The organism is Chitinophaga polysaccharea, assembly GCF_007829335.1.
In the GTDB taxonomy this organism is placed as follows: Bacteria; Bacteroidota; Bacteroidia; order Chitinophagales; family Chitinophagaceae; genus Chitinophaga; species Chitinophaga polysaccharea_B.
Genome location: NZ_VIWO01000004.1, coordinates 550,301 through 576,779 on the forward strand (window position 1 = coordinate 550,301; position 26,479 = coordinate 576,779).

Below are 26,479 nucleotides of genomic sequence, written 5' to 3' on the forward strand. Positions count from 1 at the left end.
CCAAGGGGATATGTATCAACCAAATTCGATGGAGCCGGCTGCGTTTGAGGAGTTATTCCGCAGTCATTATTCTTTTTTATGCGCTACCGCTTACTATGTAGTAGGAGATGAAGACGCGGCCAAGGATATTGTCCAGGACTTTTTCCTCTATTTTTGGGACAAGCGCTTTATGATCCAGATTACGCAAAATTTTAAAAGTTATGCCGCCCGCGCCGTACGTAATGCTTGCCTGAACTACCTGAAAAAAAAGGGTAAAGTCATTTTCAATGATCCATCCAGTTTTGTGGATGATGGGCTACCGCCTCCGGAAGATGACAAAGAACTTGAAGAAACACGAAATGCCGCCCTATGGGCGGCTATCGGCCGTTTACCCGTACAGCGCCAACGCATTTTTTTACTCAGCAACCGCGATGACCTTAAGTATAAAGACATTGCCGACCAGCTGAATATCTCTGTTAATACTGTTAAAACACAAATTAAACTAGCTTACCAATACCTGAGAAAGGAGTGCGAGTGGATGATCATTTATATCTCATTTTTATTTTTTTTAGATAAATACTGATTTCCCTTCACCCTTTTTTAAAACGCGGTTGCCTTTAATACAGATCGTTATGGATACACCAGGCAAGGACATAAATTGGGACAAACTACTGGATGCATTGGAAAATGCGGATACTGCCTCTCTGAATGAAGAGGAGCAGGCCATGTTACGGGCAGCCAGTGAGATGAAGAGCCGGGTGCAATCGGCAGACAAGTTCCCGACAGAAGAAGGGTGGCAACGGTTTGTAGCAGCACGCGACAACCGGCCACTGAAAGTAAGCTGGAGAAAAAGAGTAGCTGTAGCGGCTGCCGTAACAGCACTGGTAGCAGGAACAGGATGGTGGTGGCAACATCACCGTTCTACAGGCAAATCCTCCGGCCTGATGGCCAAAGCGGATTTGAAACCGTCTGTACGGCCACAGATCCACTTATCTAACGGAAAGATAATGACGCTGGATAGTGCCGGTACCGCTGTACAAAATGTGAATGGTACCGCTATCAGGGCTAATAACAGCGAAGTGATATATGAGGGTAGTAATGGAGCCGCCACGCCACAACAGGATACCCTGGTAGTACCCCGGGGAAATACCATCCGGGTAGTATTGAGCGATGGTACTAAAGTTTGTGTAAATGCCGAATCAGAATTAGTATATCCTTCTGGCTTCAATGGACTTAAGCGGGAAGTACAGGTGAAAGGAGAGGCGTTCTTTGAAGTGGCTGCTAATCCGCAGCAACCTTTCATCGTACATGCAAAGGGGGTGGCCATCAATGTATTGGGTACCGCTTTCAATGTAAACACCTATACAGTGAGTATACAAACCACCCTTACATCCGGTAAGGTAAGTACCGTAGCGGATGGACAAAATGTGGTGTTATCACCCGGGCAACAGTCTATCTATAACAGTCAAACGAAGACATTACAACAACAGACAGTAGATACCAGAATCTTTACAGCCTGGAAAGACGGCGATATTTATTTCGAAGAAACAAGTTTATCAACCATTTTGAACAGCCTTGGGCGTAGCTTCGATTACGAATTTAAGTTTGAAGATGCATCATTGGAAAAATTAAGTTTTACACTGGACATGCGTACGCCGGAAGATCTGCAGCAGGTGCTGGATCGTATCAGTCTCACCAACGGCGATGTTAAATTCCGGGTACAGGGCAGAACCATTTATGTAAGACGTTCCGGGCAAACAGGAAAATGAAAAAAAATCGGGTAGAAACACTACAACAGGCTATTGTCATGTGTAAGGCTACGCAGGGAGTTTAATCTTTAATATCAAACCAAAATGAAAAAAATGTTGGGCTTACCTTCATTCAGGAGGGTCATGCAGGGCTATGCCGTGCCGCTACTGCTGCTATGCTTTTTATTGCTGGTTACCGGTATTGTACGGGCACAGGATAATTATTCCGTGTTGGACAGCCGGATCACGTATCATGCCAACGGCTTGCCTTTGCCCACGGTGTTAAAAGAGATTCGTACCATCACGAAGCTCCGGTTTACCTATAATAATGACCTGGTGCGCAAAGGGCCTGCAGTAACCGTAGATCAGAAGAACGGTACGCTGCGGGAGCTGTTGAAACGGGTGCTGGCCAACAGTGGTCTTGAGTTTATGGAGGACCTGGGCGGCGTGGTTATTTATGCCGAAAAGCCAACATCGGGTAGTGAAAAAATTACCGAAAAAGATGTGGCCTTCCGCGTACTGGGGCAGGTATATACCGCCGATGGAGAGCCGCTGGCAGGAGCCACGGTGCAGATCCTGGGCTCTAAAGACGGGACTACTACCGCCAGTGATGGCGTATTTTCCCTGTGGATGAAGGATCATCAACAGTTCCGGGTGTCCATGCTGGGGATGAAAACGGTGGTACGTGCTGTAACGAGAGCAGACGCGGAGAAAGTATTTATGAAAATCAAGCTGGACACAGCGGCACAAGCGATCAGCGAAGTAGTAGTAAACGGGTATCAGAAAATCGATGCCCGTATGTCTACTGCCGCTGTGTATACCCTGACCGCTGCGGAAGCTTTACAGCCTGGCGAAACTTCTATCGATAAGATGTTGCAGGGCAAAGTACCGGGCCTGATGATCCTGAATTCTTCCGGTAGTGTAAATGCCCGTCCTACCGTTCGTATGCGTGGAACCTCTACTTTTGTAGGGAATGCCAGTCCGCTCTGGGTAATTGATGATGTGGTAAGGCCTGATCCGGTTGATATTTCTGCTACCCAGTTAAATAATGTGATATCCGATGCCCAAACAGGTGATTTTTCCTTGATAGGAGGAGCTATCAGCGGCCTGAATCCCTATGATATTGAAAAAATTACTTTCCTGAAAGATGCTGCTGCTACCGCTATTTACGGTGTACGTGCTGCCAACGGGGTGATCGTAGTAACCACCAAAAGGGGGAAAGCAGGCCCCATGCAGGTGTCTTACAATACCAGCCTTTCATTTCAGCAACGTCCTTCCTATAGTAATCTCAACCTGATGAATTCTCAACAGCGGGTGCAGTTATCCCGGGAATTGTATGCTGGCGGATTATTGCAGAATACCAGCAATGGCCTGGCAGAGAATATTTCATATGAAGGACTGTTGCAGGCGCTCAACTCCAGGCAGATTACAGAGCCTCAGTTTAAAACAGCAGTAGGTAAACTGCAAACCAATAATACCGACTGGTTCAAGCTGTTATTCCGGAATGCATTTAACATGACTCATTCGGTGAGCATGGGTGGAGGCGCGGGTAAAACTACCTACTATGGTTCGCTTAGTTATACGGATGGTAAGGGCGCAGCACAGTTAGATGGCCTAAAACGATATACCGCCGATCTGGCCATTCATTCAGAAGCTACTAAAAGATTGACGCTGGATTTTAAGTTAATGGGCAACTATAGTGAGTCGAAGGGATATTATGCAGGCGTAAATCCATTGAATTATGCGTTACAGACTTCCAGGATATTGGACCCCAGTGCTATCTATCCCGTAAATACCTCGGGCAACGGTATTTTGCCAAAGCCGCCTCCAATTACATTTAACATGCTGAATGAATTGGCGCAAACGGAAAACAACAATAGTATAAGATCCATGACCGTAGGCTTGGGGATAAGTTATAAAATCGCTAAAGGCCTGGTGTTCCGGAATACGTCGAGTGCAATTACAGATGCCGCCGAATCTATGCAGGCGGCTTATGAAGGCAGCAAAGCGATATCGGATAAGCGGGGCTGGAACCTGGGATTTGAACCAAATGATAAGCAGTTGGCACAATCGCCTATCCCATACGGTGGCATTGCAACGATGGCCAATCAGAATGTGCTGACACTAAATACCCGTAATATGCTGGAATATAACACAGGTCTGTTTAAAGACCGCGACCAGTTTATTGCCTCAGCGGGGGTGGAAATTAACTCCAGCCAGATAAAAGGAGTATCTTCTACGCAACCGGGGTATTTCCCTGACCGTGGCATGGCCTTTTTCCCAAGCCCTGCGAGCATGTTTGCCATTGGCAGAACTACCCTTACCAGGGTGCTGACCAACACCCTGTCCATGTTCGGTACTGCCACCTATAGCCTTAACAGCCGGTATATTTTCAGTGCTACAGTGCGAACAGATGGTTCTAACAGGTTTGGTCAGTATTCCAATGCTAAGTTTTTACCCAACTTCGGTCTGGCAGGAAAATGGAATGTTACCAGTGAATCGTGGTTACAAACCAGCCGGATTTTTAGCGGCCTCGATTTAAGGGCCACCTTTGGTACCCAGGGGAATGTTGTGTCGGCTGTAGGCCCAGAGCTGATTGCCAGCTATCTCCCTGCTACAAAGGATAATTACAACCCGGTTACAGGAGTACCGTTCCTGAATATCAAAAGTTTACCTTATCCCGATTTACGTTGGGAGAAAACGTATCAGTGGAACTTTGGCGTAGACCTGTCTTTATTCGACCGCCGTGTAAATGTAAATGCAGACTATTATATCAAGCATAGTAAAGACCTGATTGTTAGCCGGATACTGCCATTCGAATATGGAATTGCTGATATGTATAAAAACGCAGGGACACTTACCAACCAGGGGCTGGAAATTCATCTCGGTGTAGAAGCGATACGCAGCAAGAACGTTAATTTAACATTGAATTTTATTAATAGTAAGAATTTTAACCAGATTGGCGCTAATGATTTCCATAACAATTATGCAGACTATCTGACTGGCCGGGCATTCGTTCCTGGCCGGCCGATCAGCGGGTTTTATTCTTATATATATACAGGGCTGAACGGAACTAATGGTCTTCCTACTTTTCACATTCCGGGCGACAAAGCAAACTTAGATGACCCCACCACCTTCCTGGTATATTCGGGCCAGCTTCAACCTGTATTTAATGGTAGTTTCTCAACATCATTCAGGTATAAAAGTTTCGCCACGACAGCAGAATTTTACTACGCACTGGGCGGGCATAAACGCCTGAATCCATTAAGTACACAGGTGCAGTCAAACAATGGCGTGCCTACGCCTTTTACCAATGTGAGTAAGGAATTGATTGACCGTTGGCGTAAGCCAGGTGATGAAAAGGTAACCAATGTGCCAGCTATTGTTGATATGACTACCAATACTTTCTATGGCAATTTTCCCGACGATGTATATGCAGCCTACAATCAATCAGATCTTCGCGTAGTGAATAGCAGCTTTATGCGTTGCCGGAGCTTCAGGCTTGACTATTTCTGGCCACAACAAATGGTAAGAAGAATAAGGGTGAAAAGTATCACTACCGGGTTCTTTATTAATAACCTGTTTACCGTGGCAAGCAGCAAGCTGCATGGACAAGATCCGGAAATTGATGGCGTTGGTACCACTGCGTTGCCTATTACCCGGCAGTATGGCTTCAATATGAATGTGAACTTTTAAAACGAGCGTATGAAAAAGATAATAATCATCGCCTTAGCAGGATTAAGCATGACGTCCTGCAAGAAATTCCTGGAAGAACGGTCACAGTCAGATGTTATCCCAAAAACGACTAAAGATTTTGGAGAAATTTTGTACACCAATGGTTATCCAACTACCGGTACGCTGATGCAGCCTTACCTGGTGATGATGGATGATGATATCCAATGTTATAATGGCCCTGCCATTGCAGACCAGCAGGCAACGATCACTGCCAATGCCGGTGCATTTCAGTGGCAACCAAATTTTATTGATGTATGCAACCGGGCTGGTAGCAGTGATGCAAAAAACTTCAATTCATGGGGTGTTTATTATCAGATGATCCTGGGCGCGAATGTTGCCCTGCAGTATCTTGATAATTCTGTTGGCAGTGCCGCTGAAAAAGCCCAGTATAAAGGAGAAGCTTATACATTGCGGGCATTCTATAATTTTATGCTGGTAAATTTATATGCCAGGCCGTACAACGATTCCGCAACTACGCCTGATAAAAGCATCGGCATTCCGCTTAAATTAGATGCAAATCTCTCTGAGGTATTGCCTAAACAGAATACAGTAAAAGAGGTATACACGCAGATTACGAAGGACCTGGACAGCGCCATTTATTTTCTCAGCCAGGATAAATCGGAGCGGAAGTTATTCCGTATTTCGCATGTGGCGGCACATTTGCTGGCCAGCCGGGTTTATTTATACATGGAACAATGGGATAAAGCAATTGAGCATGCCAACTATGTGATCGATTATCATCCGCAGTTGATGGATCTTAGTACCTGGGGTGATCCGGATATAACCGAAAAGCCAATTGTAGGTATAGGGAATGTAGAAACGATCTGGTATTATGGCTCCGTATCGGAGCATACCGTAACCGGCACATCCGGTGCCTATGACGTGTCAGCCGACCTGATAAGCAAGTTCGAACCGAACGATCTCCGGAATGGTATTTATTTCTTTGTTACGCCAGATGTGTTGAAAGAATATGTAACTCCTGACTTCTTACAGCAGAAGAACTTAGATAGCAACATTCCGAATAGCCAGGGCCAGATAAATATGGGAAGCAGCTGGCGTAGTTCCGAAGCATATCTCAACAGGGCAGAAGCATATGTACAGTTATATAAAACCAAAGGCGATGCCGGTGCGGCACAACAAGCCTTAAATAGTTTGAATACGCTTCGTGCCAAACGCTTTAGTACAAACAGTTTTATTCCGTGGACGATACATCCGGCAGAGGTATTACTGCAAATGTGCCGCGACGAGCGCAGAAGGGAGTTATTTGCTGAAGGCGCCCATCGCTGGATGGATCTGAGGAGATATGGAATGCCGGCAATTACACATTATTATGTTCCGACACTGGGAGGCGGAAACCAGGTTTTTACTTTGCCCAGGCGTGATCCGCAGTATGTATTACCTATTCCAAATGATGTATTGCTCCGGAATTTGTCTCTGATTCAAAACCCCCAACTGGGCAACTTAAGGCAACCACAATAATTATAGCTGATCATGCAAAAACGAATTTTTATGCATCGTTTCTCTCTTCGTAATATCATTATCGTATTATTACCATTATTGTGGTGGACAATATCATCCTGCAAAAAGGAAAAGGTGACGGCTGATACAGTACCTGACTTCTATGCGTTACCACAGGGTAATCAGCCTTACGATGATTCTATCGTAGCGTTTCACAAAAAGTATGGCTCTTATATCCTCTATAAATATACACAGCAGGACTTAAGATACGATTACACCTCGATTATCAGAATCATTGCGCCCCCCGGAAATCCTGCTTATATAGCTAACACACTGCAGTTCTTTAAATCGCAGTGCCTTGATTTCTATCCGGAGAGTTTTTTACAGAAAACAATGCCGGTCCGCATCATGTTGGCAGCTTCTCTTGATACATTTACCCGCTTACTCCCCGATACTGCCAGATCTTATGGCGGTTTTGCAGCCACCAGCAGGATGCTCTGTATCGGATGGACGGATAGTACGTTGATGCATTTGTCGCCAGCACGGTTTAAGGAAACAAGGGGATTCGCGCACCGGGCTTATGCCTGGCAAGCGGCACAAGCGGGGTCTCTGAAAATACCTGCCGATTTTATTAAGTATATTCCGGACAGCTACCTCAGCGTTCCCTGGGATGTAAGAACGGTGGGCCTTGTGGAACAGATAAACCAGATCGATGATGGAAGCCGGAATGTAGCATGGGATTTTGCTGCTTTTGTTGGTATGATTACAAGGCATTCAAAAACTGAGTTGGACGCTACTTTTTTAAAGCCTTCCTATGATACCAGGGGATTGATATTGGCTAAATACAACGCCGTTATCAGGTATTATAAAGAACAAGGTATCGACCTGCAGGCTATAGGTAATCTCCCCTGATATTCAACCAGCCATCGTGTGTTGCCGGTGATACCAGGTTCCTGATTTTGCCCTCATTATGCCCAACGCTATTGTTGTCTGACTTACAAAGAAGGACACTGACAGACTATTGCCCTACCTGAGCAATAGGTGGCGAACCGGTTTCGTTGCACCGGTCTGAAATAAATCCGGCTTTTGCTTCACCCTTTTTTGTTAATCCCTTGCCTTTACTTAAACCAAAAGTCTACATCATGAAAACTGTACGTTTTTTTTCTATAATGATGCTGTGCGGCCTGGGCGCCTCTGCAGCTACTCCGGTGGAGAATACAACGCTCGTTGCGAAAGTTGGCATAGCGCCATCATTTAATGGGATTATTAACCTGAATGCATTAAGTGATAACTACAGCTATCAGCATGAAATTTTTTTTGTAAAAACCGATCAGCCAACCGCCACTTTTTCACGGAAGTTAGCTGCCACTACCCAAATCATTAATGTGAACGGTTGCGCCTTGCTCACGAACGCAGGCGACCAGGTTAAGCTGGAAATTTTCCCCCTATACAGAAATGGCAACCTGGTGCCAGGCAAATTCCGTCTGGCTTGTAACGGAAAAGATGGTAACAGGCAGGTATTGCCGTATAAAATAGACAGTTTGTATGGCCGCGCCGCTGCTGAACATTTTACGACGATTAAGGAAGCGGATGAATTTATCAGTACTACCTCAGTTCAGGTGGCTCAGTTGATCGCCGCCGCCAAAGTAACCAGGACGGACAACCTGGAGGCGCTCAAAGCTTTTGAACAATACCGCCAATTGTTGGTAAAGATTGATGTAGCGAATGCTAATAAAATACCGGATATGAAAATATGGGGCGACTGGTGTTTAAAAGGATACGATTTGTCTGCTTCAGGGCTAACAGCCATAGGAGATGAAAATCTCGGCCTGCAAGTGCAAAATCTTTGGTGTATGGGGAGGAAAATGCAGGATTCCATGCTGACTGATCAACAGTTGCTGGTGGATGTACTGATGACCTGCAAAACAGACAGGATAAAGGAAAAAGCTGCGCTTGCCTGGATGGTGAGAGAAGGCATGCAGAAAGCCTATACACCGGATTTGAAATTTGTGTATGAAGTCACCCAGGGAGTACTAAAGACAATGACACCCGGCAAACGTGCTATAGATTCCGTGTATAACGCTTATAAACAGCTGGAACCCGGACAACCGGCGTTTGATTTTTCCCTGAAAAATGATAAAGGTGACCTGGTTCGCCTGTCAGACTTCAAAGGTAAAATTGTCATCATCGATGTTTGGGCGATGTGGTGTCACGGTTGTGTGGCCGCTTTACCCATCTTCAAACAAATTGGAGACAGCTATAAAGACAAAAAAGATATCGTATTCCTCACTATTGCCTGGGAAGAGCCTGGAACAGCCAATGCGGCGGTTCTGAAGAAATTTTCAATAGATCATCATATCGATGGTGAGAATAATTTATTCCTGAGCTCCGACAGATCTGATCCACAGGCCAAACAATTTATTCAACGATATGCCCTGAACGCTATCACCCGCTGGATTGCCATCGATGATAAAGGCAACATCCTGGAAGGTAACCTGGGATATCCTGTTCCCGGATTAGAAAGTGAATTTGCAAGAAGAATTGCCAATTGCTATAAAGCCAGAAACTAACCAATCGTCTTCCGCCATTCAAACCTAAACTGTCACACTTGTATTTTAAATTTTCCATATTACTGGTGGGTGTTTTTCAGCTGTTTCAACCAGCTGGCGCCGCGCAATCCGGTAAGGATACCACTTACAACCCGGCGGAGGCGTTTGCCCCGCTGAATTATCCACCTGGCAATGACATCCGCACGGCCGATGGCAAGCCAGGTGGCCACTACTGGCAGAATAAAGCAGACTATCGGCTGGCGGTTACTTTCGATACCGCTACCCGTACCATACAGGGTACGGTAAACATTACGTACGTCAACAATAGCCCGGTGGTATTGGATTACGTATGGCTCCAGGCCTCGCAGAACCGCTTCCGGAAGGATGCCCGTATGTCGATGATCACGAAGGCAGGCGTGGCCCGTTTTGATGTGGAAGAATACACGGATGGATGCCGTATCCATTCCATGCAGGCGGCCAACGATAAACAACCCCTGCAAAAAGCCGTTTATGAGGAAGCAGGTAACTACATTAAAGTACAATTGCCCGCTCCCTTATTGCCCGGTCATACCGCCATTATAGCCGTGGCGTACGACTTTGTATTGCCGGTAGTCGGTTCTGACTTTATGGGCGTACTATCTACGCCTCATGGAAAAGTGTACCAGTTCTCCGGGATGTTTCCCCGTGTATGCGTATACGATGCAGTACAGGGTTGGAATGTAGCCGGCAGCGGCTACCTCGTGGAACCCGGCAATCTCGACGCCAGCATTACGGTGCCCGCAGGGCTCATTGTGCAGGGCACCGGGCAACTGATGAACCCGGAAGCGGTATTATCTCCCGGGGTACTGGAACGATACAAAAAAGCCTGGAAAAGCGACTCCGTGATACATGTGAGAACGGAAACGGATCTACGTAGTACGGTAGCTGCTAACAAACAACAGACCTGGCATTTTTATACACCCAATGCGGGCGACGGACTATGGGGAATTTCAGCAGCATTCTTGTGGGATGCCGTACGGGTCAACCTGCCTGATGGACGCACTACGCTGGCCATGGCCCTCTATCCACCGGAAAGTCACCCCGACTGGCGGAAGATTACCGGGCAGATGAAAGATATCATCCGCCTGTATTCTCATAACTGGGTACCTTATCCTTATACAACGGCGGTTAATATTGCCGGTTCTATTACCGGTGTAGCCGGTCCCGCTGTATCTGTATTACATTATTCGAATTCCAGCTTCGGTAATACCGTCTGGACAAAAACCAACCATGAAATCGGGCATACCTGGTTTAATATGATGATTGCAGCCGACAGCAAACATGGCTGGATGTGTGAGGGCCTCAATACCTTCATTAACCTGGTCAATTGCGATTCGCTGAAAGGAGAACCTGCTTTTGACGTGAATTCAGCCATTAGCTGGTTGTCGACACCCAAAGCACTCACCCCCCTGAACACCCTTGCTTCCTCGGTAAAGTTGGAAGACATGGCCATGGTGATGTACGTGAAACCCGCAGTAGCCCTCTGGGTGCTGCGAAACGAAGTGATCGGGAAGCAAAGATTCGACAAAGCTTTCCGGTCTTTTGTGAAAGACTGGGCGTTTAAACATCCCACTCCTGACGACTTTTTCCGGTCGATCGAAAACGGTACCGGAACGGATCTGAGCTGGTTCTGGCGCAGTTGGTTCCTGACCGACTGGAAATCAAATCCGGCTATCCGGCAGGTGGAATATGTGAAGGGTGATCCGGCATTGGGTATCGATGTCACCATCGAAATTAAACGCAACATGCCCATGCCGCTAACAGTGGAAATACGGGAATTCAATGGAGCCGTGAACCAACAGCATTTGCCCGTAGACATCTGGCAGCAGAAAGGCACCTATACCTTTCACTATGCGTCGGTATCGCCGGTAACCACGGTGATCCTGGACCCGGCCAATGCCATTCCCGACCTGGACCGCAGCAATAATACCTGGAAAGGCACCGGTCTTAAAACGCCGGTAACCACAGGCGTAACGGCAGCGCAAGTGGTAAATCGCTACTTGTCGGCGATAGGAGGAAAGGCGGCTTTGCAACAGCTGCAACAGGCTACGATCAACTATGCCAGCAATGAAAATGCACAACTGGACTTTAAAAAGCAATGGCAGCCGGGTACTACGCAAACGACTATTTCATTAAACATGATCCACATGCAGCTGGCTAATATCAGTACCACCGATACCAGCGTACAGTTCACGCGGCTCGGTCAGGCAGTGCCATTGTCGGCAGCACAACAGGCGCAGCTGAATAGCAATGCCACCTTATTCCCCGAACTGCATTTTTTTGATAAAGGCTACCAGGCTACGCTGGATGATGCCCTGGTGAATGTGAATGGCATGAATGCGTATGTGGTGCATGTAATAGCCCCGGGAGGTAGTTGCTGGGATTACTACTATGATGTTACAACCGGCTACAAGATAAAGGAATGCGCCCCCGTAAGTACCGTGGGTGGCTTGTTGTACGACCGGCTCGAATTTGCCGGCTACCAGCCGCAGTACGGGATACAATGGCCCGTCACTTTACTTTATAACGCTCCCGGAGAAGGAGAAAGCTTATTACAACTGAAAAAAGTTACTGTACAATAATATTTATCAATCATTCTAAAATATCTAAAACGATGCGTATGAATAAAGGTCTGCTTTTAGGACTCGCCCTGTGTACGGCATATACAGCCAACGCGCAGAAAAGGCTGCAACTGGATGTAAATATTAAAGGATTGCCCCAGGGAGATACGGTGTTTTTATGGGGACCGTTAACTAGTACTATTGATACTGGTTATGTGAAGAACGATCATTTCAGCATTAACGCGGATATGAGTGAGGGTGGATCCACCTATATTTTGCAGGTAGGCACCAATGGTAAACAGGAACAGGGTACTTTCCTTTACCTGGAAGCTGGAAAAGTGAATATCACCGGTAATGGACCTTTCTTCGAAAATGCTACCTATACAGGAAGTCCATTTGTGGCGGATTGGGTAGATATTAAGAAGAATGTATTGTCGAAAGAAACCGGAGCCGCGGAGATAGAAGCGCTGCAGGCGAAGCTGGAAAACGCAGCAAGACTGGGAGATGAAGATGCACAGGTACAGATCAGGACGGAAATGAACAAATTGATGCAACCCGCGTCCGAAGCTGCACTGGATTGGGTGAAAAAACATCCCAATGCAGGAGCATCGTCCTTCCTTATCAATGCTATGCTATCGCAAACATTGAGTAAAAATGATATAAAAGATCTGTTGACCAGCCTGGGACCGGATGCGAAGAATACGTTTACTATCAAAAAAATGATGACGCAATTTTTCGGTGGCAGCGCCATGGCAAATTTAATAAACAAACCGGCGCCTGCAATCACCGTGAATGACACGGATGGTAAACCAGTATCCCTGGCCGATTTTAAAGGAAAATATGTGTTGCTTGATTTCTGGGCAAGCTGGTGCAAACCATGTCGCGAAGCGATCCCGGCATTGAGCGCTACCTACAATAAGTATAAAGACAAAGGATTCACTATCTTATCCGTTTCCCTGGATGACAAAAAAGACAAGTGGATGCAGGCGATTGCAGAAGAAAAAATGCCCTGGGCACAGGGATCTGATTTGAAAGGAGGAGGAAGTCCTGTTGCTGCTAAATATGGTGTAGCTGCTATTCCTGCTGCCTTCCTGATTAGCCCGGATGGCAACATTATTGAGATAGGCGCAGTGGGCGAAAGATTAGAAAAGAAATTATCAGAAGTACTGAAATAATCTTTTGTAAAACCCTGATATGAAGGTTGTCTCTGGAAAGAGACAACCTGTTTTTTTTGTCAACCTTGGGGTTTCATGTCTTCCAGGGCGCCAAAGGCATGGTCGATCAATATCTTCCAGGTGCCGTCGGCCTGTTGCTGCATCACTTCCACTCCTTTGGAACTGATTTTTACTTCTTCTCCATTTTTAATGTTCCATTCTGATCTGCCTACTGCAATATTGCCTGTTTGCAGGCAGTATACGGTATTAATTTCCATCGTTCCTTCGATGGCGAGGATAGACCGGATGGCTTCTTCAAATTTTTCTCTGCCGGATACCGGCTGATCGGGCGCCGGAACAATGATGCCGTTGAAATCATACATATTTAATACCGTGGCTACATCGCCGGTATTGAATGCGGCAGCCAGGGCTGCATGGGCATCTTCTGCCCGTTTAGGTAAATTCATATGATGGGTGTTTTAAGCGTGAATAAAAGATTTAAGGGAAAACAGGTGCGAAGCTCTGCGAGGTCTGAATGTTGGTAGCCAGCGCCCCGATACGGTCATAAACGTTGTTGAAGAGAAATGGTCCCATGCTCACCCGTTTTACCCCTAATTCCTGTAACCGGGAAAAATCGGGTAGGCCAGGTACGCACATTACGTTTACAGGCAGGCGCGTATTGGCCACGGCAGCAGCAATATCCGCAGGATCTGTGATACAGGGCAGGAAGACGCCATCCGCACCGGCAGCTTCGTATAGGGCCAGCCGTTGTTGCGTGGCTGCCTGCTTGCCGGCTACGTTCAACAGGTAGGTGTCGCAGCGGACGTTGATGAAAAGACGGGCCTGCTTTGCCGCCAGGCTGCTCCTGATAAATGCCAGGGTGTCGGCAAAGGCAGCGGCATCTCCTAATACCCGGGTACCATTTTCGATCAGGGAATCTTCTATATTGATACCTGCCACACCGGCCTCCCAAAGCTGTAATATGTGGTCGCTGATTGCCTGTGGGGTATTGCCATATCCCATTTCCAGGTCAACCGACAGCGGAATTTTTACCGTAGATAGTATCCGCCGGATGACGAAGAAATAATCATCGAAGGGCATGCCTTCGCCATCGGCATAACCGAGACTGGTGGCTACTGCCGCACTGGAGGTGGCTACTGCCGGAAACTGTTGTTGCTCAAAAAGAGCGGCACTCCTGGCATCCCAGGCGTTGGGTAATAAGAACAGGTGGCCTGTATGATGCAGTGCATGAAAAGAAGAAAAATTGGAAGACATAACATTGCTATTTTTATTAATAGCAAAATTAGGGCAGCGGGTAACCGTGGAATTGTATAAATCAGAACAATTTAACTCAGTGTAGCCGCCAGCGTAATAGGAGAGCTTTCGGGAGCATAGCCGGAGGGCGTAGCGCCCGTAAAGGCCCTGAATTCCCTGATGAAATGCGACTGGTCGAAATAGCCGCAATCATAGGCAATGGCTGTTAAGGAACTATCTTTTTTGGATAAGAGTTGTAAGCTGTTCTGGAAGCGGTGAATCTTGCTGTATAATTTGGGCGTCAACCCGGTGTATTGCAGGAACAATTTCTGTAGATAGCGGGAACTGATACCATAACGCAAGGCTACATTGCTGATATTGTCGAAGAAGTCTTCTTTCCGCAATTCCTGCATGATATGGTGAACGATGGTAACGTTGTTGGTTCTTTTGCCGGATAAGGAGAAGCGCCGGCACAGGTAAGCCTCCACAAGAGCAATGCGCTGTTGCCAGGATCCGCACCCCTGTAGCTGTGCATGCAACGTACGAATGGCCGGCCCGCTGATATCTCCAAAATCACTAACCTGGTTATTGAATACACTGATGTTATCGTCCAGGAAATAGGCGGCTGCATGCGGGAAAAAACGGATGCCCAGCATAGTGTTTTTCCCGATAGACCTGATTGGTAAGGGACGGGTGATTTGCCCCCAGAGTTCAATAGATGGAGTGGTAATATACTGTGCACCTTCGGCCGTTTGCCAGGTGCCGTTTCCCAGGTTAAAGATAATTTCCAGGTTCCCGCTGGGAAATACGGTATCATCGAAGGTAGCCTCCGTATCTGATTCGTACAGGTAATAGCACTTTATATAAGGCATTAACCGCGTGTCAGGTTTGATTTCCTGGTATCTCATGTTACGTAATTTAATCAAATTCAGTGAATAAATGGAACCTCTAAAGTTAACCCGCGGGGAGAATGGGGAATTGTACAAAACGGAACAATTAGGGGCACTTTTTTAGCAAAGGAATTAGGTGTTTTTTAACTGATTCAAATAGTTTGGATTCAAACTATTACTTAACTTTAGTAAGCAGGTGAAATACTATAAAAGGGCGTTGATAACAGCACTGGCGCCGGTGAATTAAAGAGACAGTTATGAAGACATTACTCGTTCCGGTAGATTTTAGCGACACCTCCGCGGCCACTATTCGCTTTGCCGCTGCATGGGCCAAAGATTATGAATATAAGCGCATTATTTTGCTGAAAACGTTTTACCAGAATGTATTCAGTGATATTGTAGTATCGGCAGAATATGGCGCGGTGAACCATGATTTCATGGAAGATCATCGCCAGGAGGCTATGGCGCACCTGGAAGGTTTATCGAACGAGATTGTAGGCATTGCAAGCGATATGCAAGTGGACATTGTTACCAGTAAAGTCCCCATTTTAAGAGCAGTGATAGCGCTTATCCGGGAAGAAAGTCCTGAGATGGTGATGCTGGGCAGCGAGCACGGGGCCGATGACAGCCTTATTTCCCGTAACATCATTGCTATAGCAAAAGCCAGCCCGGTGCGGGTGATGGTGGTGCCATCGGGGTATCGTTACCAACCCGTAAAAAATGCCCTGGTTCCCTGCGACTTTAATGCCCTGCACTCGCTGGATAAACTCAATAAACTGAAAGCGTCTCCACATTTATGGGAACGCACGCATTTTATGGTATTGAATGTGGACCCGGAAGAACATTACCTACATCCCGATGAACAATTCCGGGAAGATGAGCGTAACCTGCACGAATACCTGAAAGATTTTCATCACGAGCTGCATTACCGCAACGATAGAGATATCCTGGGAAGTATCATCAATTTCACCGCTGCTCATGAAGCCCAGCTGATTGTGGCACTGCCCGGCAAACATAGTTTCCTGTACTATCTTACCCATAAAAGTATTTCTGAAGCGCTTTGCCGTTCTGCCAGGGTACCGGTAGTGGTACTCAAGTAGCCGGAGACGGTTCCCTGGCCGGGAGCTTTTGCAGGGCCATAAATATCACTATCTCCCCAACGATTATCAACAGGTAATGGAGGGAGGAAATGGCAAAGTTGCCCGTTACCCAAAAGAATAAAAGCGCGGATAGCCCGCAAACGATAGCCAGTAGTGAAAATCCCCATTTGATGATTTCCAGGAACTGGTAGGTGCGGTGTACCGTCTTCGTTGATTCGCTAACGTTAGGACCAATCTTTTGCAGCAGGTAGATATTTTCAATGATATCGCATAGCCAGCAAAGCAGCTGCAACCAGGCCAGGATGTTAAACAGGAGTGTGCCGGCGGGATTCATCTTTGACGCTACCTTTATACATACCAGGAAAATGCTCCCATAGGCTGCTGGCATAAACAGGAAATCCACCCATAACTGACCTCTCAATGCCCGTAATGTTTGTTGCCGGTTGGCAGCAGGCATGGTATAAATGCCTTTGATCAGGTTAACCAATTCCTTCTGGCAGGAGGGAAGTTGTAGGTCCGTGATACTGAACTGGCGCGGCACTACATCCATGGTATAAAAATACTTGCTTTGCCGGCCCATGATAAAGGCGGTCAGGAGGAAGATGGCCATGCTGATGCAGAGCCAGCACCAGGCATCAGTGAGTAATATTGTCATGGGAAGGCGTTTTAACCGTGGTCAATTGTTGTTGTAAGTCCCGGCGTTGATTTTTATAATCATCCCAGCTGAAATTGGTCAGGAACTCGCAGGCGGCTTCCGCCCCCAGCGCAAACATGTCTATCTTGTCTTTGTCGGACAGGAAGAAGTTGAGCCAGTTGAACTGGTCGGACGATAAATCAACTTTACCCACACCCAGCTGGTATACTTTATTCTTCTGTAAAAAATCTTTGTCGTAGTAATTACGGATCGTATTGAATATGCGGCCGAAATATCCCAATGCCGACCAGTTGAAGGGGTTTTGGCTTTTATCTTCCGGCTTGCTGTCGTCCAGGTCTATACCGAAAGTAGGGAGACGGGGAACCGCAATATCGTTGTTATAGAAAATGCTGAGGGGGAAGTTGGAAAGGATACCGCCATCTACAAACCGGGCTGTTTCCGGTGGTTGGCTGATTTCAAAGGTATCTTTCCACGCCGCGATGATGCGGGGGTCGGTGGCCGGAATATCCTTTATCATATAGGACTCGAAAAATACCGGGATAGACATGGATGCCCGTATAAAGCCTGCCGGCTGCATGGTATTGATATCGGTGCGGAACAAGTTACACATGGCCGGGAACTGTATTTTATTTTGTGTCACCAGCTCGGAGGTAATGAACGTCACGTCACCGAACAGGGCCTTGTATTGGGCATCATTTTCTACCCGCAACGTTAATTTAGGGCAGGCGCCTGCCTTATCTTTTAGCTGTTGCACGGTATCTACGCCATTTTCGTGCAGCCGTTGCTTGATCCAGTCATAGAAGGTATCTCCGGGGTTTATACCAAAGCCGGAATTCTTTAACCGCTTTAATAAATTAGCTACATAGGAAACGCCTAAAGCGATGAGCAGGGTACAGCAACCGGTGAGCAGGAAGCTAAGTCCTGCCCATACGGCCACGCCGGTGTAGTGGCTGCTGAGCCCCACCAATACCACATCTGCGGTGATGAGCAGGGCGAGGGTACCGAGCAGCCATAGTAGCGACCTTTTGGCTTTGCCCGCAAAATCATCTTTCGTAATAAATTTTTTGATCAGCCATCGTGTGGCCGGGTGGCCATCTACGAAGGAAAAGAAGTTCAGCTTACAAACGGCATCCAGCACTTTTTCAGACTTTGGATCCTGTTTGTTGTCAATCACGGTAACGAGCGCGGTATTGATGGCGCCGGCGCTGGTGCCGGCCAGGCGCAGGAAACGGATATTCATTTGTTCCAGCACATAGGTGTAGCCTATCAGTGCAATGCCTAGTACGCCACCGCCCTTCTGTACGAGGTTGACATATTGATGTCCCGCGTCGTCGAGCACATCGGATACAATAAATGGACGACCGCCCTTGTCAGGATTGAAGGTATGTTTCAGCGTATCCAGTGCTTTTGTTACCCTGGCGTCGTTGGTAAAGTCAGATATGGCAATCGTTGCCTTGGCGGTAACCTGGCTGTTGTTTCGGGGCATATAGATGGTTATAAGGGATGTGTATCCCTAAAGTAATCATTTTTTTTATCTTTTTATGCCCTTGCGGGATCTGCTTTTTCCGATTATATTTATGGCAATTATTCTTCCACGTTATAAACCTGCACTTATGCACCGGTGTTTCCTGTTGTTGGTCATGGCCATTCTTTTACCAGCTGTTGTACCTGCACAAAATATGGCAGAAAGAGCCACGCATTTTATCCGCCTGTTAAGCCCGGAACAACAATCCCAGGCGCTGTTCCCCTTTGATACCAGTGAGCGGTATCATTTCTCCTACATTCCCCGCGATGACCGGAAAGGTATTGCGGTAAAAGCCCTGAATACCGCACAGCGGGAAGCGTTGATGGCATTGCTGGGCACGGCGCTGAGTGCGGCAACGGTAAAGAAGGTAAACGATATCATGCAACTGGAATTGATATTAAAGGAACTGGAACACAGAGCCGCCAACGATACCTACCGTGATCCGGGAAAATATTATGTTACCATTTTCGGTATTCCCGGCGCTAATACTACCTGGGGTTGGCGATTTGAAGGGCATCATGTGGCATTTAATTTTTCGGCAGATAAAAACGAACTGGTGGCGGCAACACCGGCATTCCTTGGCTCCAATCCCGCCGTTGTGCCGGACGGCGCCGACAAAGGACAGGAAATACTACGGGAAGAAACGGTGCGTGGGTTTACTTTAATCCAGGCATTGACCACCGCGGAAAGAGAGAAAGCGTTGATAGCCACTGCAGCGCCTGCTGAAATTATTACCGGCGCCAGCAGGCAAGCCATGATAGCGCATCCTGCCGGTATTCACTACAGCGATATGAGTGCTGCCAATCAGCAGTTATTGCTGGCGCTGATCAGTGTATACGTACACCGCTATACGAAATTGTTTGCCGACGACATGCTGAAAGAAATTCAACAGGCTGGACTGGACCAACTCAGCTTTGCCTGGGCGGGGAGTACGGAACGCATTCCCGGAAAGCCTTATTACTACCGGATTCAGGGACCCACCTTGATTATTGAATACGATAATACACAGAATAATGCCAACCACGTGCACACGGTGGTACGGGATCTGAAGCGCGATTTTGGTGGGGATGTGTTGCTGGAGCATTATCGCGATGCGCATCATTAGTTGTCAACATAGAAGAGGGGGCCCGCCACCATGGCGGGCCCCCTCTTCTATGTTGACGTATGATCAGCGGCTTGCTGCCTTGCTTTTAATGGCTTCCAGTTTGGCGGCCATTTCGGTCACCTTATCGGGGTGCTGTGCGGCTACATTCTGTTGTTCATGGGCATCTTTGCTCAACCGGTACAGTTGAGGCGACTGGTCGTTACCCAGTTCTATATTCACCGCCTTGTCGATTTTCGCACCTTTGGAAGGGGTGATGTATTTCCAATCGCCTTCAATGAGCGACAGCGTGCCGGCATGTGTCACCAGCGATGGGCGGCCATTATGCGACTTACCCAGCAGTTGTGCCAGCATATCGAAACTATCGGGTGCTTCTTCTGCATTGGTAAGGGTTTGCCCGGTTAAATGCGCCAGCGATGCAAACAGGTCGATCTGGCCGATCAATGCCGCGGAGTTACCGCCGGCTTTCATGCCTGCGGGCCATTTTACGATGAAAGGTACGCGGGCGCCGGCTTCAAAGGCGCTGTATTTACCGCCGCGCAAAGGTCCACCGGGATGATGATTGCCTACCAGTGCTGCTGCCTGATCGAGGTAACCATCGTTCAGCACGGGGCCATTGTCGCTGGAAAAAATGATCATGGTATTGTTGGTGAGTCCCAGGCTGTCTACCGCTTTCACAATTTGCCCTACGGTCCAGTCGAGTTGCAGGATGGCATCGCCGCGCAGGCCCATACCGCTTTTTCCTCTGAACTGACTATGTGGATAGCGGGGTACATGAATATCGCCGCTGGCGAAATATAGGAAGAAGGGCTGTTGTTTATTGTCGGCAATAAAGTGAATGGCCTTTTCAGTAATGGTACCGGCAATGTCCGCATCTTTCCAGCGGGCGCTGTTGCCACCGCTCATCCAGCCAATGCGGCTGATACTATCTACGATGGTTTGGTTATGTCCCTGGTGTGGATCGGGGTGCATGCGCAGTTTTTCCGGGTTTTCCAGGCCGGTAGGATCATTCCCTATTTTATGCTGGTAGTTTACCGTGATGGGATCTTTCGGATCGAGATTTACTACGTCGTGGTTCTCTACAAATACGCAGGGCACCCGGTCCAGCGTGGCAGGCATAATGAAAGCGTAGGTAAAACCCACTTCCAGTGGTCCCGGCGATATATGGGTGTTCCAGTCAATGCCTGCTTTGGTGCCCAGTCCAAGGTGCCATTTGCCGATAACGGCAGTATGGTACCCCGCGTCTTTCAGCATCCCGGGCAGGGTACGGTGATCAGTAGGAATAATCAGGGATGCATCTCCGGGGGCAATACCAGTATTACGCTGGCGCCAGGGGTATTTGCCGGTCAGCAGTCCAAAGCGCGAAGGTGTGCAGGTAGCCGAGGTGGCATATGCATTGGTGAAGCGGACGCCCTGTTTGGCGAGGCGGTCGATGTTGGGTGTTTTGATTTTTTTCATGCCGTAGCAGCTAACGTCTCCGTAGCCCAGGTCATCGGCGTAGATGATAATGATATTGGGCTTTTGTTGTGCGGCGACTGTCAGGCTCAATAGTCCGAAAAATAGACTGGTCGTTACTTTCCTGATAAAAGAAGTACGTGTCATCGGGTGTTTTTTCATTGTTTTTTTCACTGTTTGCTGCGGGTATTATCTGTTCGGAGAATACCATGATGCGGATAAAGATAGTTTTTCTGGTATTAATAAACCAGATTGAGTATTTTAACAATCCACGCTAATGAAATACTAAACAGTGACCACAATGAAAACCTTGCGTTTATCAATACTATTCCTCGGGCTGGCACTGACAGCCCGTGCCCAACAACCCGCCGCCACCTGGACACCGCCCCACACCCTCGAAGAACTACAGGCGGCGCCGGTAGCGCTGATCCCGTTTCCACAGCAGATAACCTGGAGCGGGGATCACTGGCATCCCAATACACCGCAATTATTACTATATGAGGAAGCCGACAAGGCGAAAATCAAAAATGCCTTAACCGCCGTGCAGGCGGTGATGACGGCTGCAGGCATTAAAACTACCGCCCGCAGTATTCCTGCCGGCGCAAAAGTGCCACGCCTGGCGGTTTGCCTGAAAATAGATACTACGTTACCGCTGAAGGCAGAGGGATATCAACTGGAAGTGGGCGCATCGGGTGTGCGCATTACCGGAAAAGACGCCGCAGGCGCATTTTACGCAATACAAACATTGAAACAGCTTTTGCCGCAGGTGGGCAAACAGATCAGTGTACCGGGCTGCCGTATTACTGATGCACCGGCATTTTCCCTGCGCGGATTTATGCACGATACGGGTCGCAATTTCCGGGAAATAGCTACGCTTAAAAGAACGCTCGACCTGCTGGCCGCCTATAAGTTCAACACTTTCCACTGGCATCTGACGGATAATCCTGCCTGGCGCCCGGAAAGCAAGGTATTCCCCCAACTGAATGATCCCAAAAACAGGAAACCTGGCCGGGATCCGGAAAAGGGCTACAGCTTTGACGAAATACGTGACCTGGTGGCTTATGCACGTGAACGTTGCATTACCATTATCCCCGAGTTGGATATGCCCGGCCATAGCGCTTACTTTGAGCCCACTTTCGGCTTTAAAATGGGAACGCCGCAGGGGATGGCCGTACTGGAAAAATTGATCGATGAGTTTTGTGCAGAAATCCCGGCGGGCGATTGCCCTATTATCCACCTGGGTTCCGATGAGGTACATATTCCGGATCCAAAAGTGTTTATGCAGCGGATGGCCGACCGGGTAAAATCCCATGGCCGGCGGGTAATGGTCTGGAATCCCGGACTGCAGGGACCTCCGGGTAGTATCGAACAGTTGTGGTATGACATGGATCCATCGGAACTGCACGCCTCCGCCAACCATCCTTACGTAGACTCCTATGCGGGTTATCTTAATTCAGGCAATGCGCTCAACTTAATACAACGTTATTTCTTTCAGCAGGTATGTAACCGTTCCCAGGGCGATAGCCTGGCTTTAGGCGGTATCCTTTGCTGCTGGCCGGATACCAGGGTGGTCGATAAAGAAAAAATTCCGTTGCATAACCCGGTATGGCCGGGGGCGCTCACGTATAGTGAGGCCGTATGGTGTGGCCGACCCACTTACAACAGTAGCTACATGCAGGTAATGCCGGGTAAAAATACCCTCGCCTGGCAACATTTTCATGAATTCGAAGAGCGGCTGGCTTTCCACCGTGATCACTATTTCGCTAACGCGCCTTTCCCTTTTGCCGCCTTTAGCGAAGTAACGTTGTCCTTGTCGGGGCCTTTTACCACGGCGGGGCAGCCGGCGGATGCCAGCTTTGCCCCTGAAACGGGTAGCATGGGCGCTATCTACCCACTTACCGGCGGCATGCAAATGTTGCCAGAAGTAATTAAATATTATCATCTGCCGGATAGCACGTTGGAAACTGTGTATCTGTCGACTGAAATATACAGTGAAACTGCCCGGCAAATCCATGCCTGGGTTGGTTTTGAAACGGCAGCCCGCTCCACCCGCCTCAGTGCTGGTATCCCCGCTGCCGGTCAATGGGATGCCAACGGGGGAAATGTATGGGTAAACGGAAAACCGCTGCCGGCACCGCAATGGCAGCAGCCAGGCGCCAATCGTTACCTGACCCATACCTGGGAAAGACCGGGAAATGAAATTCCCTTTACGGATGAAGAGTTCTTCTGGTCGAGGCCACCAACCGCCATAGCGTTGCAAAAGGGCTGGAATAAGATCTTGATCCGGGTGCCCCGTAGTTATGCCGAACAAAACTGGCAATGCGCTTTTGTGCCGGTGAAGGCCGGTCCCAATGGCCGCTGGATCGAGGATGGGGCGCTTCGCTTCCGTTAATCTTTAGGGGTTGCCTCCAACAGGAGAAAGGCTACCCGTGCTGCTACCGTATCTAAAGGCAGGTGCACCAGCGTGTAATCCAGTTGCTGGTATACCTTTACCATCACCTCATAAGTGGCTGTGGCTTCTTCGAACGATTGCTTCCGTTCTGTATCGCCGGTATAAATTTGCTTCCAGGGCGGTGTGATGAATATACGATTGTTGCATCGATACCGGCGCGCGGCCTGGCGCATGAAATCCGGTACGGGTAGTCCGCACAGCTCCAGGTAGCCGATGGTATCGGCAATACCCCGGTCAAAAAATACGGGTGTAGTCTGCGCCGACAATTGCTCAAAGTCCTCGATGGCCTGGTCAAACATCAGCCGGGCAAAGGCCTGCTGGTCCTGCCAGGGGAGCGCCGTGCCCCCGGTAGCTACCTGTTGCCGGATAATTTCCCGGCCGCTTTCTGAAACGGTTAGGTAGCCTTGCTCTTGTAAAGCTGCTATCACAGACGTTTTTCCCATACCGGGACCGCCCGTGAGCACAAAAAAATTGTCTTTTGTCATGATGAAAAGGGAAAAAAAGTGTGTGGGAGAGAGGAAATAAGTAACTGCAATCTCGTGAAAAAAATCCGCAACGGGAAAAAGACCCGGAAAAAGTGCGCGGTTTTCAAAGTATCTTTGCCAGACCTATGTTGCATGGAGTAAAGCGTTTCGTTTATCAGGGCCTGGAAAATTGCTGGGATCAGGTTGTCAAGTTAGGGGTGCATCCTGCATTGCCCTTTATTGAGGCGAGGCGCACGATGTTGATGAATCTCCTGGCACTACCCACCATCCCTTTCACGCTATTTTTCTGTATACTCAATGCCTGCCAGGGACGCTATCTTCTGGCTATGCTAAATTTCTTTAATACCAGCACCGCGATAGGGGTGTTGTTCATGCATAAATACCGGATGTACCTGGGCGCCCGGCTGGTATTGCTCGTTGTTAGCGTCTTCATATATACATTTTCAGGCTTGTATTTTCACAATGGGGCGGAATATTTTCTGCTGAATATCCTCGTCGTGAGCATCCTGGTATATGATAATAAATGGATAATTGGGATCCTGAGTGTAGTAGTGACCACCGCATTTCTGCTGATTATCTTCATACCACAATCCTGGTACCTGGCCCCACCGGTGCCGCCGGAAAGAGTAAGGGCCAATGTAGCTGTATCCCTTACATTCCTGATCTCAGCCCTTTATTTTTTTAAACATATCCAAACGGACTACCAGCTGGAAATTGAAAAGCAGCGCCAGGTGCTGCAATCCATGAATAAAGACAAGGAAAAGCTCTTTTCCATTGTAGCGCATGATATCCGTAGCCCGCTGGCTACGCTGGAGAGCTTACTGGATATGTACCTGAAAGGACAATACTCCCGGGAAGACATGGGCGAAGCCGCCGCCGTACTGCACGAAAAAGTAGCACAGCTGGGCGGCACGCTCGATAATGTGCTGCGTTGGAGCACCCGGAGTATGAAGGGTATCCAGACCCGCCCGCAGGATTTCCTGCTGGTGCCTGTGCTGACCGAAGTACTCAATTTTTTTGAACTAATTATTCAGCAAAAGCAGATCACGGTAGAAGTACAGGTGCCGGTCAATACCACGCTGTATGCCGATCGGGACCAGGTATCGGTGATCCTGCGAAACCTGTTCAGCAACGCCCTTAAATTCAGCTATCCAGGCGGAAAGGTAGCCATAACAGCTACCCAGGGGCAGGAACGTGTAACCATTGCCGTTACTGATCACGGGGTAGGGATGAATGTCCAGCAACTGAAGGCGCTCTTTACTTCCCAGCCATTTCCCACCTATGGTACCGGGGGCGAAAGAGGCACCGGTCTTGGCCTGATGCTGTGCCGCGAGTTTGTAGAACATAACCGGGGAATTATTGATGTGGAAAGTGATCCCGAGAGTGGCACTACTTTTACGATACAACTCAGCAAAGGCGACATCGACATGAACGAGCCAGCCGTAGCCAACTAGCGCTTTGCCATCCTTATATTGGTCCTGTTGTTGCTGGCGATCGACTGCTGGTTGAGCAGCATCGCTGCCCGGGATAAGCTGGAACGTGCAGGCGGTATCTGGGATATGCCATAAACACAAAATCACTATCTTGGAAATATGGAACCACCCAAAAAAGTATGCCTGGTAACAGGCGCCAGCAGCGGTATTGGCTACGCCATTGCCAGCGCATTGATAGCAGACGGCTATACGGTAGTAGTCACCGCCCGCCGGGAAGAAAGGCTGCGTGAATTGCCTGCCGGCGACACGCTGTTACTCGCCGGCAACCTGAGCGATCCCGCTTTCCTGGACCAGCTGGAAGCGCAGGTCTTTGAAAAATATGGCCGGTGCGATTACCTGTTTAACTGCGCAGGCTCCATTGCCAACGGCACCATCGAGGAAATAGATATCGATAAAGTAACGGATATGATTGAACTGAATATCACCGCTACTTTCCGGTTAACCTATAAATTCCTGAAGCGTTTCCGGAAGCAGGGATACGGACATGTGATCAACCTTTCGAGTATACTCGGTACAAAAGTAAGACCAACAGCCGGCGCTTATGCCGCTACCAAATATGCTATGGAAGCCCTGTCGGAAGCATTGCGCATGGAGTTGGCCGGGAGCGATATACAGGTCACCTGTATCGAGCCCGGACTGGTAATGACGGAATTGCATAAGGACTGGGAAGTACATCCCAGCAAAAGTATGGGTATCCGCGAACCTTTGCTCCCGGCGGATATTGTGGCTACGGTAAGGTTTATCATGGCGCAGCCGGCACATGTAAGAATTCCTAGATTGATGGTATTGCCGAAAGACCACCAGATTTAATGTGCATGGATTAAAACCGTCTCCTTCTTTACAGG

20 protein-coding genes are annotated in these 26,479 nt (G+C 48.3%); 13 read left to right on the forward strand and 7 right to left on the reverse strand.

What is annotated here, in order from left to right; genetic code table 11:
* Positions 1–28 precede the first annotated feature (28 nt).
* The 8 genes from FHW36_RS16695 to FHW36_RS16730 all read left to right on the forward strand — a co-directional run bounded on the left by FHW36_RS16695 (position 29) and on the right by FHW36_RS16730 (position 13,244).
* Positions 29–562, forward strand: coding sequence for an RNA polymerase sigma-70 factor (locus tag FHW36_RS16695; protein WP_186452487.1), 534 nt, complete (start codon positions 29–31; stop codon positions 560–562).
* A 49-nt stretch (positions 563–611) separates the two neighbouring features.
* Complete coding sequence (locus FHW36_RS16700) at positions 612–1,748, forward strand: FecR family protein (RefSeq protein WP_145670703.1); 1,137 nt, start codon at positions 612–614, stop codon at positions 1,746–1,748.
* 84 nt (positions 1,749–1,832) lie between these two features.
* Positions 1,833–5,423, forward strand: coding sequence for a SusC/RagA family TonB-linked outer membrane protein (locus FHW36_RS16705; RefSeq protein ID WP_145670704.1), 3,591 nt, complete (start codon positions 1,833–1,835; stop codon positions 5,421–5,423).
* A 9-nt stretch (positions 5,424–5,432) separates the two neighbouring features.
* Positions 5,433–6,941 carry a RagB/SusD family nutrient uptake outer membrane protein gene (locus FHW36_RS16710; protein WP_145670705.1) on the forward strand — a complete coding sequence of 503 codons (1,509 nt, stop codon included), beginning with the start codon at positions 5,433–5,435 and terminating at the stop codon, positions 6,939–6,941.
* Between the two features lie 12 nt (positions 6,942–6,953).
* Positions 6,954–7,832 carry a hypothetical protein gene (locus FHW36_RS16715; protein ID WP_145670706.1) on the forward strand — a complete coding sequence of 293 codons (879 nt, stop codon included), beginning with the start codon at positions 6,954–6,956 and terminating at the stop codon, positions 7,830–7,832.
* A gap of 230 nt (positions 7,833–8,062) precedes the next feature.
* The gene (locus FHW36_RS16720) at positions 8,063–9,490 is read left to right on the forward strand and encodes a TlpA family protein disulfide reductase (RefSeq protein WP_145670707.1); all 1,428 of its coding nucleotides are present in this window, start codon (positions 8,063–8,065) and stop codon (positions 9,488–9,490) included.
* Between the two features lie 38 nt (positions 9,491–9,528).
* On the forward strand, positions 9,529–12,090 hold the full coding sequence (locus FHW36_RS16725; RefSeq protein WP_145670708.1) for a M1 family aminopeptidase: 2,562 nt from the start codon (positions 9,529–9,531) through the stop codon (positions 12,088–12,090).
* 38 nt (positions 12,091–12,128) lie between these two features.
* On the forward strand, positions 12,129–13,244 hold the full coding sequence (locus FHW36_RS16730) for a TlpA disulfide reductase family protein (RefSeq protein ID WP_186452488.1): 1,116 nt from the start codon (positions 12,129–12,131) through the stop codon (positions 13,242–13,244).
* Between the two features lie 59 nt (positions 13,245–13,303).
* Here the strand turns inward: FHW36_RS16730 and FHW36_RS16735 are convergent, their stop codons facing one another.
* From FHW36_RS16735 to FHW36_RS16745, 3 genes are all read right to left on the reverse strand, one after another.
* Positions 13,304–13,690 carry a YybH family protein gene (locus FHW36_RS16735; protein WP_145670710.1) on the reverse strand — a complete coding sequence of 129 codons (387 nt, stop codon included), beginning with the start codon at positions 13,688–13,690 and terminating at the stop codon, positions 13,304–13,306.
* A 31-nt stretch (positions 13,691–13,721) separates the two neighbouring features.
* Positions 13,722–14,498, reverse strand: coding sequence for an isocitrate lyase/PEP mutase family protein (locus FHW36_RS16740; protein WP_145670711.1), 777 nt, complete (start codon positions 14,496–14,498; stop codon positions 13,722–13,724).
* 71 nt (positions 14,499–14,569) lie between these two features.
* Complete coding sequence (locus FHW36_RS16745; protein ID WP_145670712.1) at positions 14,570–15,385, reverse strand: helix-turn-helix transcriptional regulator; 816 nt, start codon at positions 15,383–15,385, stop codon at positions 14,570–14,572.
* A gap of 239 nt (positions 15,386–15,624) precedes the next feature.
* Here FHW36_RS16745 and FHW36_RS16750 point away from each other — a divergent pair, with 239 nt between their 5' ends.
* Positions 15,625–16,467 (forward strand): universal stress protein, encoded by an 843-nt coding sequence (locus tag FHW36_RS16750; RefSeq protein ID WP_145670713.1) that lies wholly within the window; start codon positions 15,625–15,627, stop codon positions 16,465–16,467.
* Here the strand turns inward: FHW36_RS16750 and FHW36_RS16755 are convergent.
* Together FHW36_RS16755 and FHW36_RS16760 are read right to left on the reverse strand one after the other, a co-directional pair.
* A complete protein-coding gene (locus FHW36_RS16755; RefSeq protein WP_145670714.1) occupies positions 16,460–17,122 on the reverse strand; it encodes a hypothetical protein in 663 nt (220 codons plus the stop codon). The two genes, FHW36_RS16750 and FHW36_RS16755, sit on opposite strands and share 8 nt — an antisense overlap.
* Positions 17,103–18,608, reverse strand: a complete 1,506-nt coding sequence (locus FHW36_RS16760; RefSeq protein ID WP_145670715.1) for a patatin-like phospholipase family protein — start codon at positions 18,606–18,608, stop codon at positions 17,103–17,105. Before FHW36_RS16760 ends, FHW36_RS16755 begins: the two co-directional genes overlap by 20 nt.
* Positions 18,609–18,735: 127 nt before the next feature.
* Here FHW36_RS16760 and FHW36_RS16765 point away from each other — a divergent pair, with 127 nt between their 5' ends.
* Entirely contained in the window at positions 18,736–19,752 is a 1,017-nt protein-coding gene (locus FHW36_RS16765; protein ID WP_186452489.1) for a DUF3500 domain-containing protein, read from the forward strand.
* A gap of 63 nt (positions 19,753–19,815) precedes the next feature.
* Here FHW36_RS16765 and FHW36_RS16770 read toward each other — a convergent pair whose 3' ends face one another.
* Positions 19,816–21,366, reverse strand: a complete 1,551-nt coding sequence (locus FHW36_RS16770; RefSeq protein WP_145670717.1) for a sulfatase family protein — start codon at positions 21,364–21,366, stop codon at positions 19,816–19,818.
* A 139-nt stretch (positions 21,367–21,505) separates the two neighbouring features.
* Between FHW36_RS16770 and FHW36_RS16775 the strand changes: the two genes are divergently transcribed.
* Positions 21,506–23,596 carry a beta-N-acetylhexosaminidase gene (locus FHW36_RS16775; RefSeq protein WP_145670718.1) on the forward strand — a complete coding sequence of 697 codons (2,091 nt, stop codon included), beginning with the start codon at positions 21,506–21,508 and terminating at the stop codon, positions 23,594–23,596.
* Here the strand turns inward: FHW36_RS16775 and FHW36_RS16780 are convergent.
* Positions 23,593–24,141 carry an AAA family ATPase gene (locus FHW36_RS16780; protein ID WP_145670719.1) on the reverse strand — a complete coding sequence of 183 codons (549 nt, stop codon included), beginning with the start codon at positions 24,139–24,141 and terminating at the stop codon, positions 23,593–23,595. The genes FHW36_RS16775 and FHW36_RS16780 overlap by 4 nt on opposite strands.
* 236 nt (positions 24,142–24,377) lie before the next feature.
* On the opposite strand from FHW36_RS16780, the gene FHW36_RS16785 reads away from it, so the two are divergent.
* Positions 24,378–25,595, forward strand: coding sequence for a sensor histidine kinase (locus FHW36_RS16785; RefSeq protein WP_246121171.1), 1,218 nt, complete (start codon positions 24,378–24,380; stop codon positions 25,593–25,595).
* A gap of 138 nt (positions 25,596–25,733) precedes the next feature.
* Positions 25,734–26,444, forward strand: coding sequence for an SDR family oxidoreductase (locus FHW36_RS16790; RefSeq protein ID WP_145670721.1), 711 nt, complete (start codon positions 25,734–25,736; stop codon positions 26,442–26,444).
* The last annotated feature ends 35 nt before the right edge of the window (positions 26,445–26,479 follow it).

Coding starts and splice junctions, on each gene's coding strand:
- FHW36_RS16695 (WP_186452487.1), top strand. CDS start 29: ATGGAGCCGGCTGCGTTTGAGGAGTTATTCCGCAGTCATTATTCTTTT.
- FHW36_RS16700 (WP_145670703.1), top strand. CDS start 612: ATGGATACACCAGGCAAGGACATAAATTGGGACAAACTACTGGATGCA.
- FHW36_RS16705 (WP_145670704.1), top strand. CDS start 1,833: ATGAAAAAAATGTTGGGCTTACCTTCATTCAGGAGGGTCATGCAGGGC.
- FHW36_RS16710 (WP_145670705.1), top strand. CDS start 5,433: ATGAAAAAGATAATAATCATCGCCTTAGCAGGATTAAGCATGACGTCC.
- FHW36_RS16715 (WP_145670706.1), top strand. CDS start 6,954: ATGCAAAAACGAATTTTTATGCATCGTTTCTCTCTTCGTAATATCATT.
- FHW36_RS16720 (WP_145670707.1), top strand. CDS start 8,063: ATGAAAACTGTACGTTTTTTTTCTATAATGATGCTGTGCGGCCTGGGC.
- FHW36_RS16730 (WP_186452488.1), top strand. CDS start 12,129: ATGAATAAAGGTCTGCTTTTAGGACTCGCCCTGTGTACGGCATATACA.
- FHW36_RS16735 (WP_145670710.1), bottom strand. CDS start 13,690: ATGAATTTACCTAAACGGGCAGAAGATGCCCATGCAGCCCTGGCTGCC.
- FHW36_RS16740 (WP_145670711.1), bottom strand. CDS start 14,498: ATGTCTTCCAATTTTTCTTCTTTTCATGCACTGCATCATACAGGCCAC.
- FHW36_RS16745 (WP_145670712.1), bottom strand. CDS start 15,385: ATGAGATACCAGGAAATCAAACCTGACACGCGGTTAATGCCTTATATA.
- FHW36_RS16750 (WP_145670713.1), top strand. CDS start 15,625: ATGAAGACATTACTCGTTCCGGTAGATTTTAGCGACACCTCCGCGGCC.
- FHW36_RS16755 (WP_145670714.1), bottom strand. CDS start 17,122: ATGACAATATTACTCACTGATGCCTGGTGCTGGCTCTGCATCAGCATG.
- FHW36_RS16760 (WP_145670715.1), bottom strand. CDS start 18,608: ATGCCCCGAAACAACAGCCAGGTTACCGCCAAGGCAACGATTGCCATA.
- FHW36_RS16765 (WP_186452489.1), top strand. CDS start 18,736: ATGCACCGGTGTTTCCTGTTGTTGGTCATGGCCATTCTTTTACCAGCT.
- FHW36_RS16770 (WP_145670717.1), bottom strand. CDS start 21,366: ATGAAAAAACACCCGATGACACGTACTTCTTTTATCAGGAAAGTAACG.
- FHW36_RS16775 (WP_145670718.1), top strand. CDS start 21,506: ATGAAAACCTTGCGTTTATCAATACTATTCCTCGGGCTGGCACTGACA.
- FHW36_RS16780 (WP_145670719.1), bottom strand. CDS start 24,141: ATGACAAAAGACAATTTTTTTGTGCTCACGGGCGGTCCCGGTATGGGA.
- FHW36_RS16785 (WP_246121171.1), top strand. CDS start 24,378: ATGTTGATGAATCTCCTGGCACTACCCACCATCCCTTTCACGCTATTT.
- FHW36_RS16790 (WP_145670721.1), top strand. CDS start 25,734: ATGGAACCACCCAAAAAAGTATGCCTGGTAACAGGCGCCAGCAGCGGT.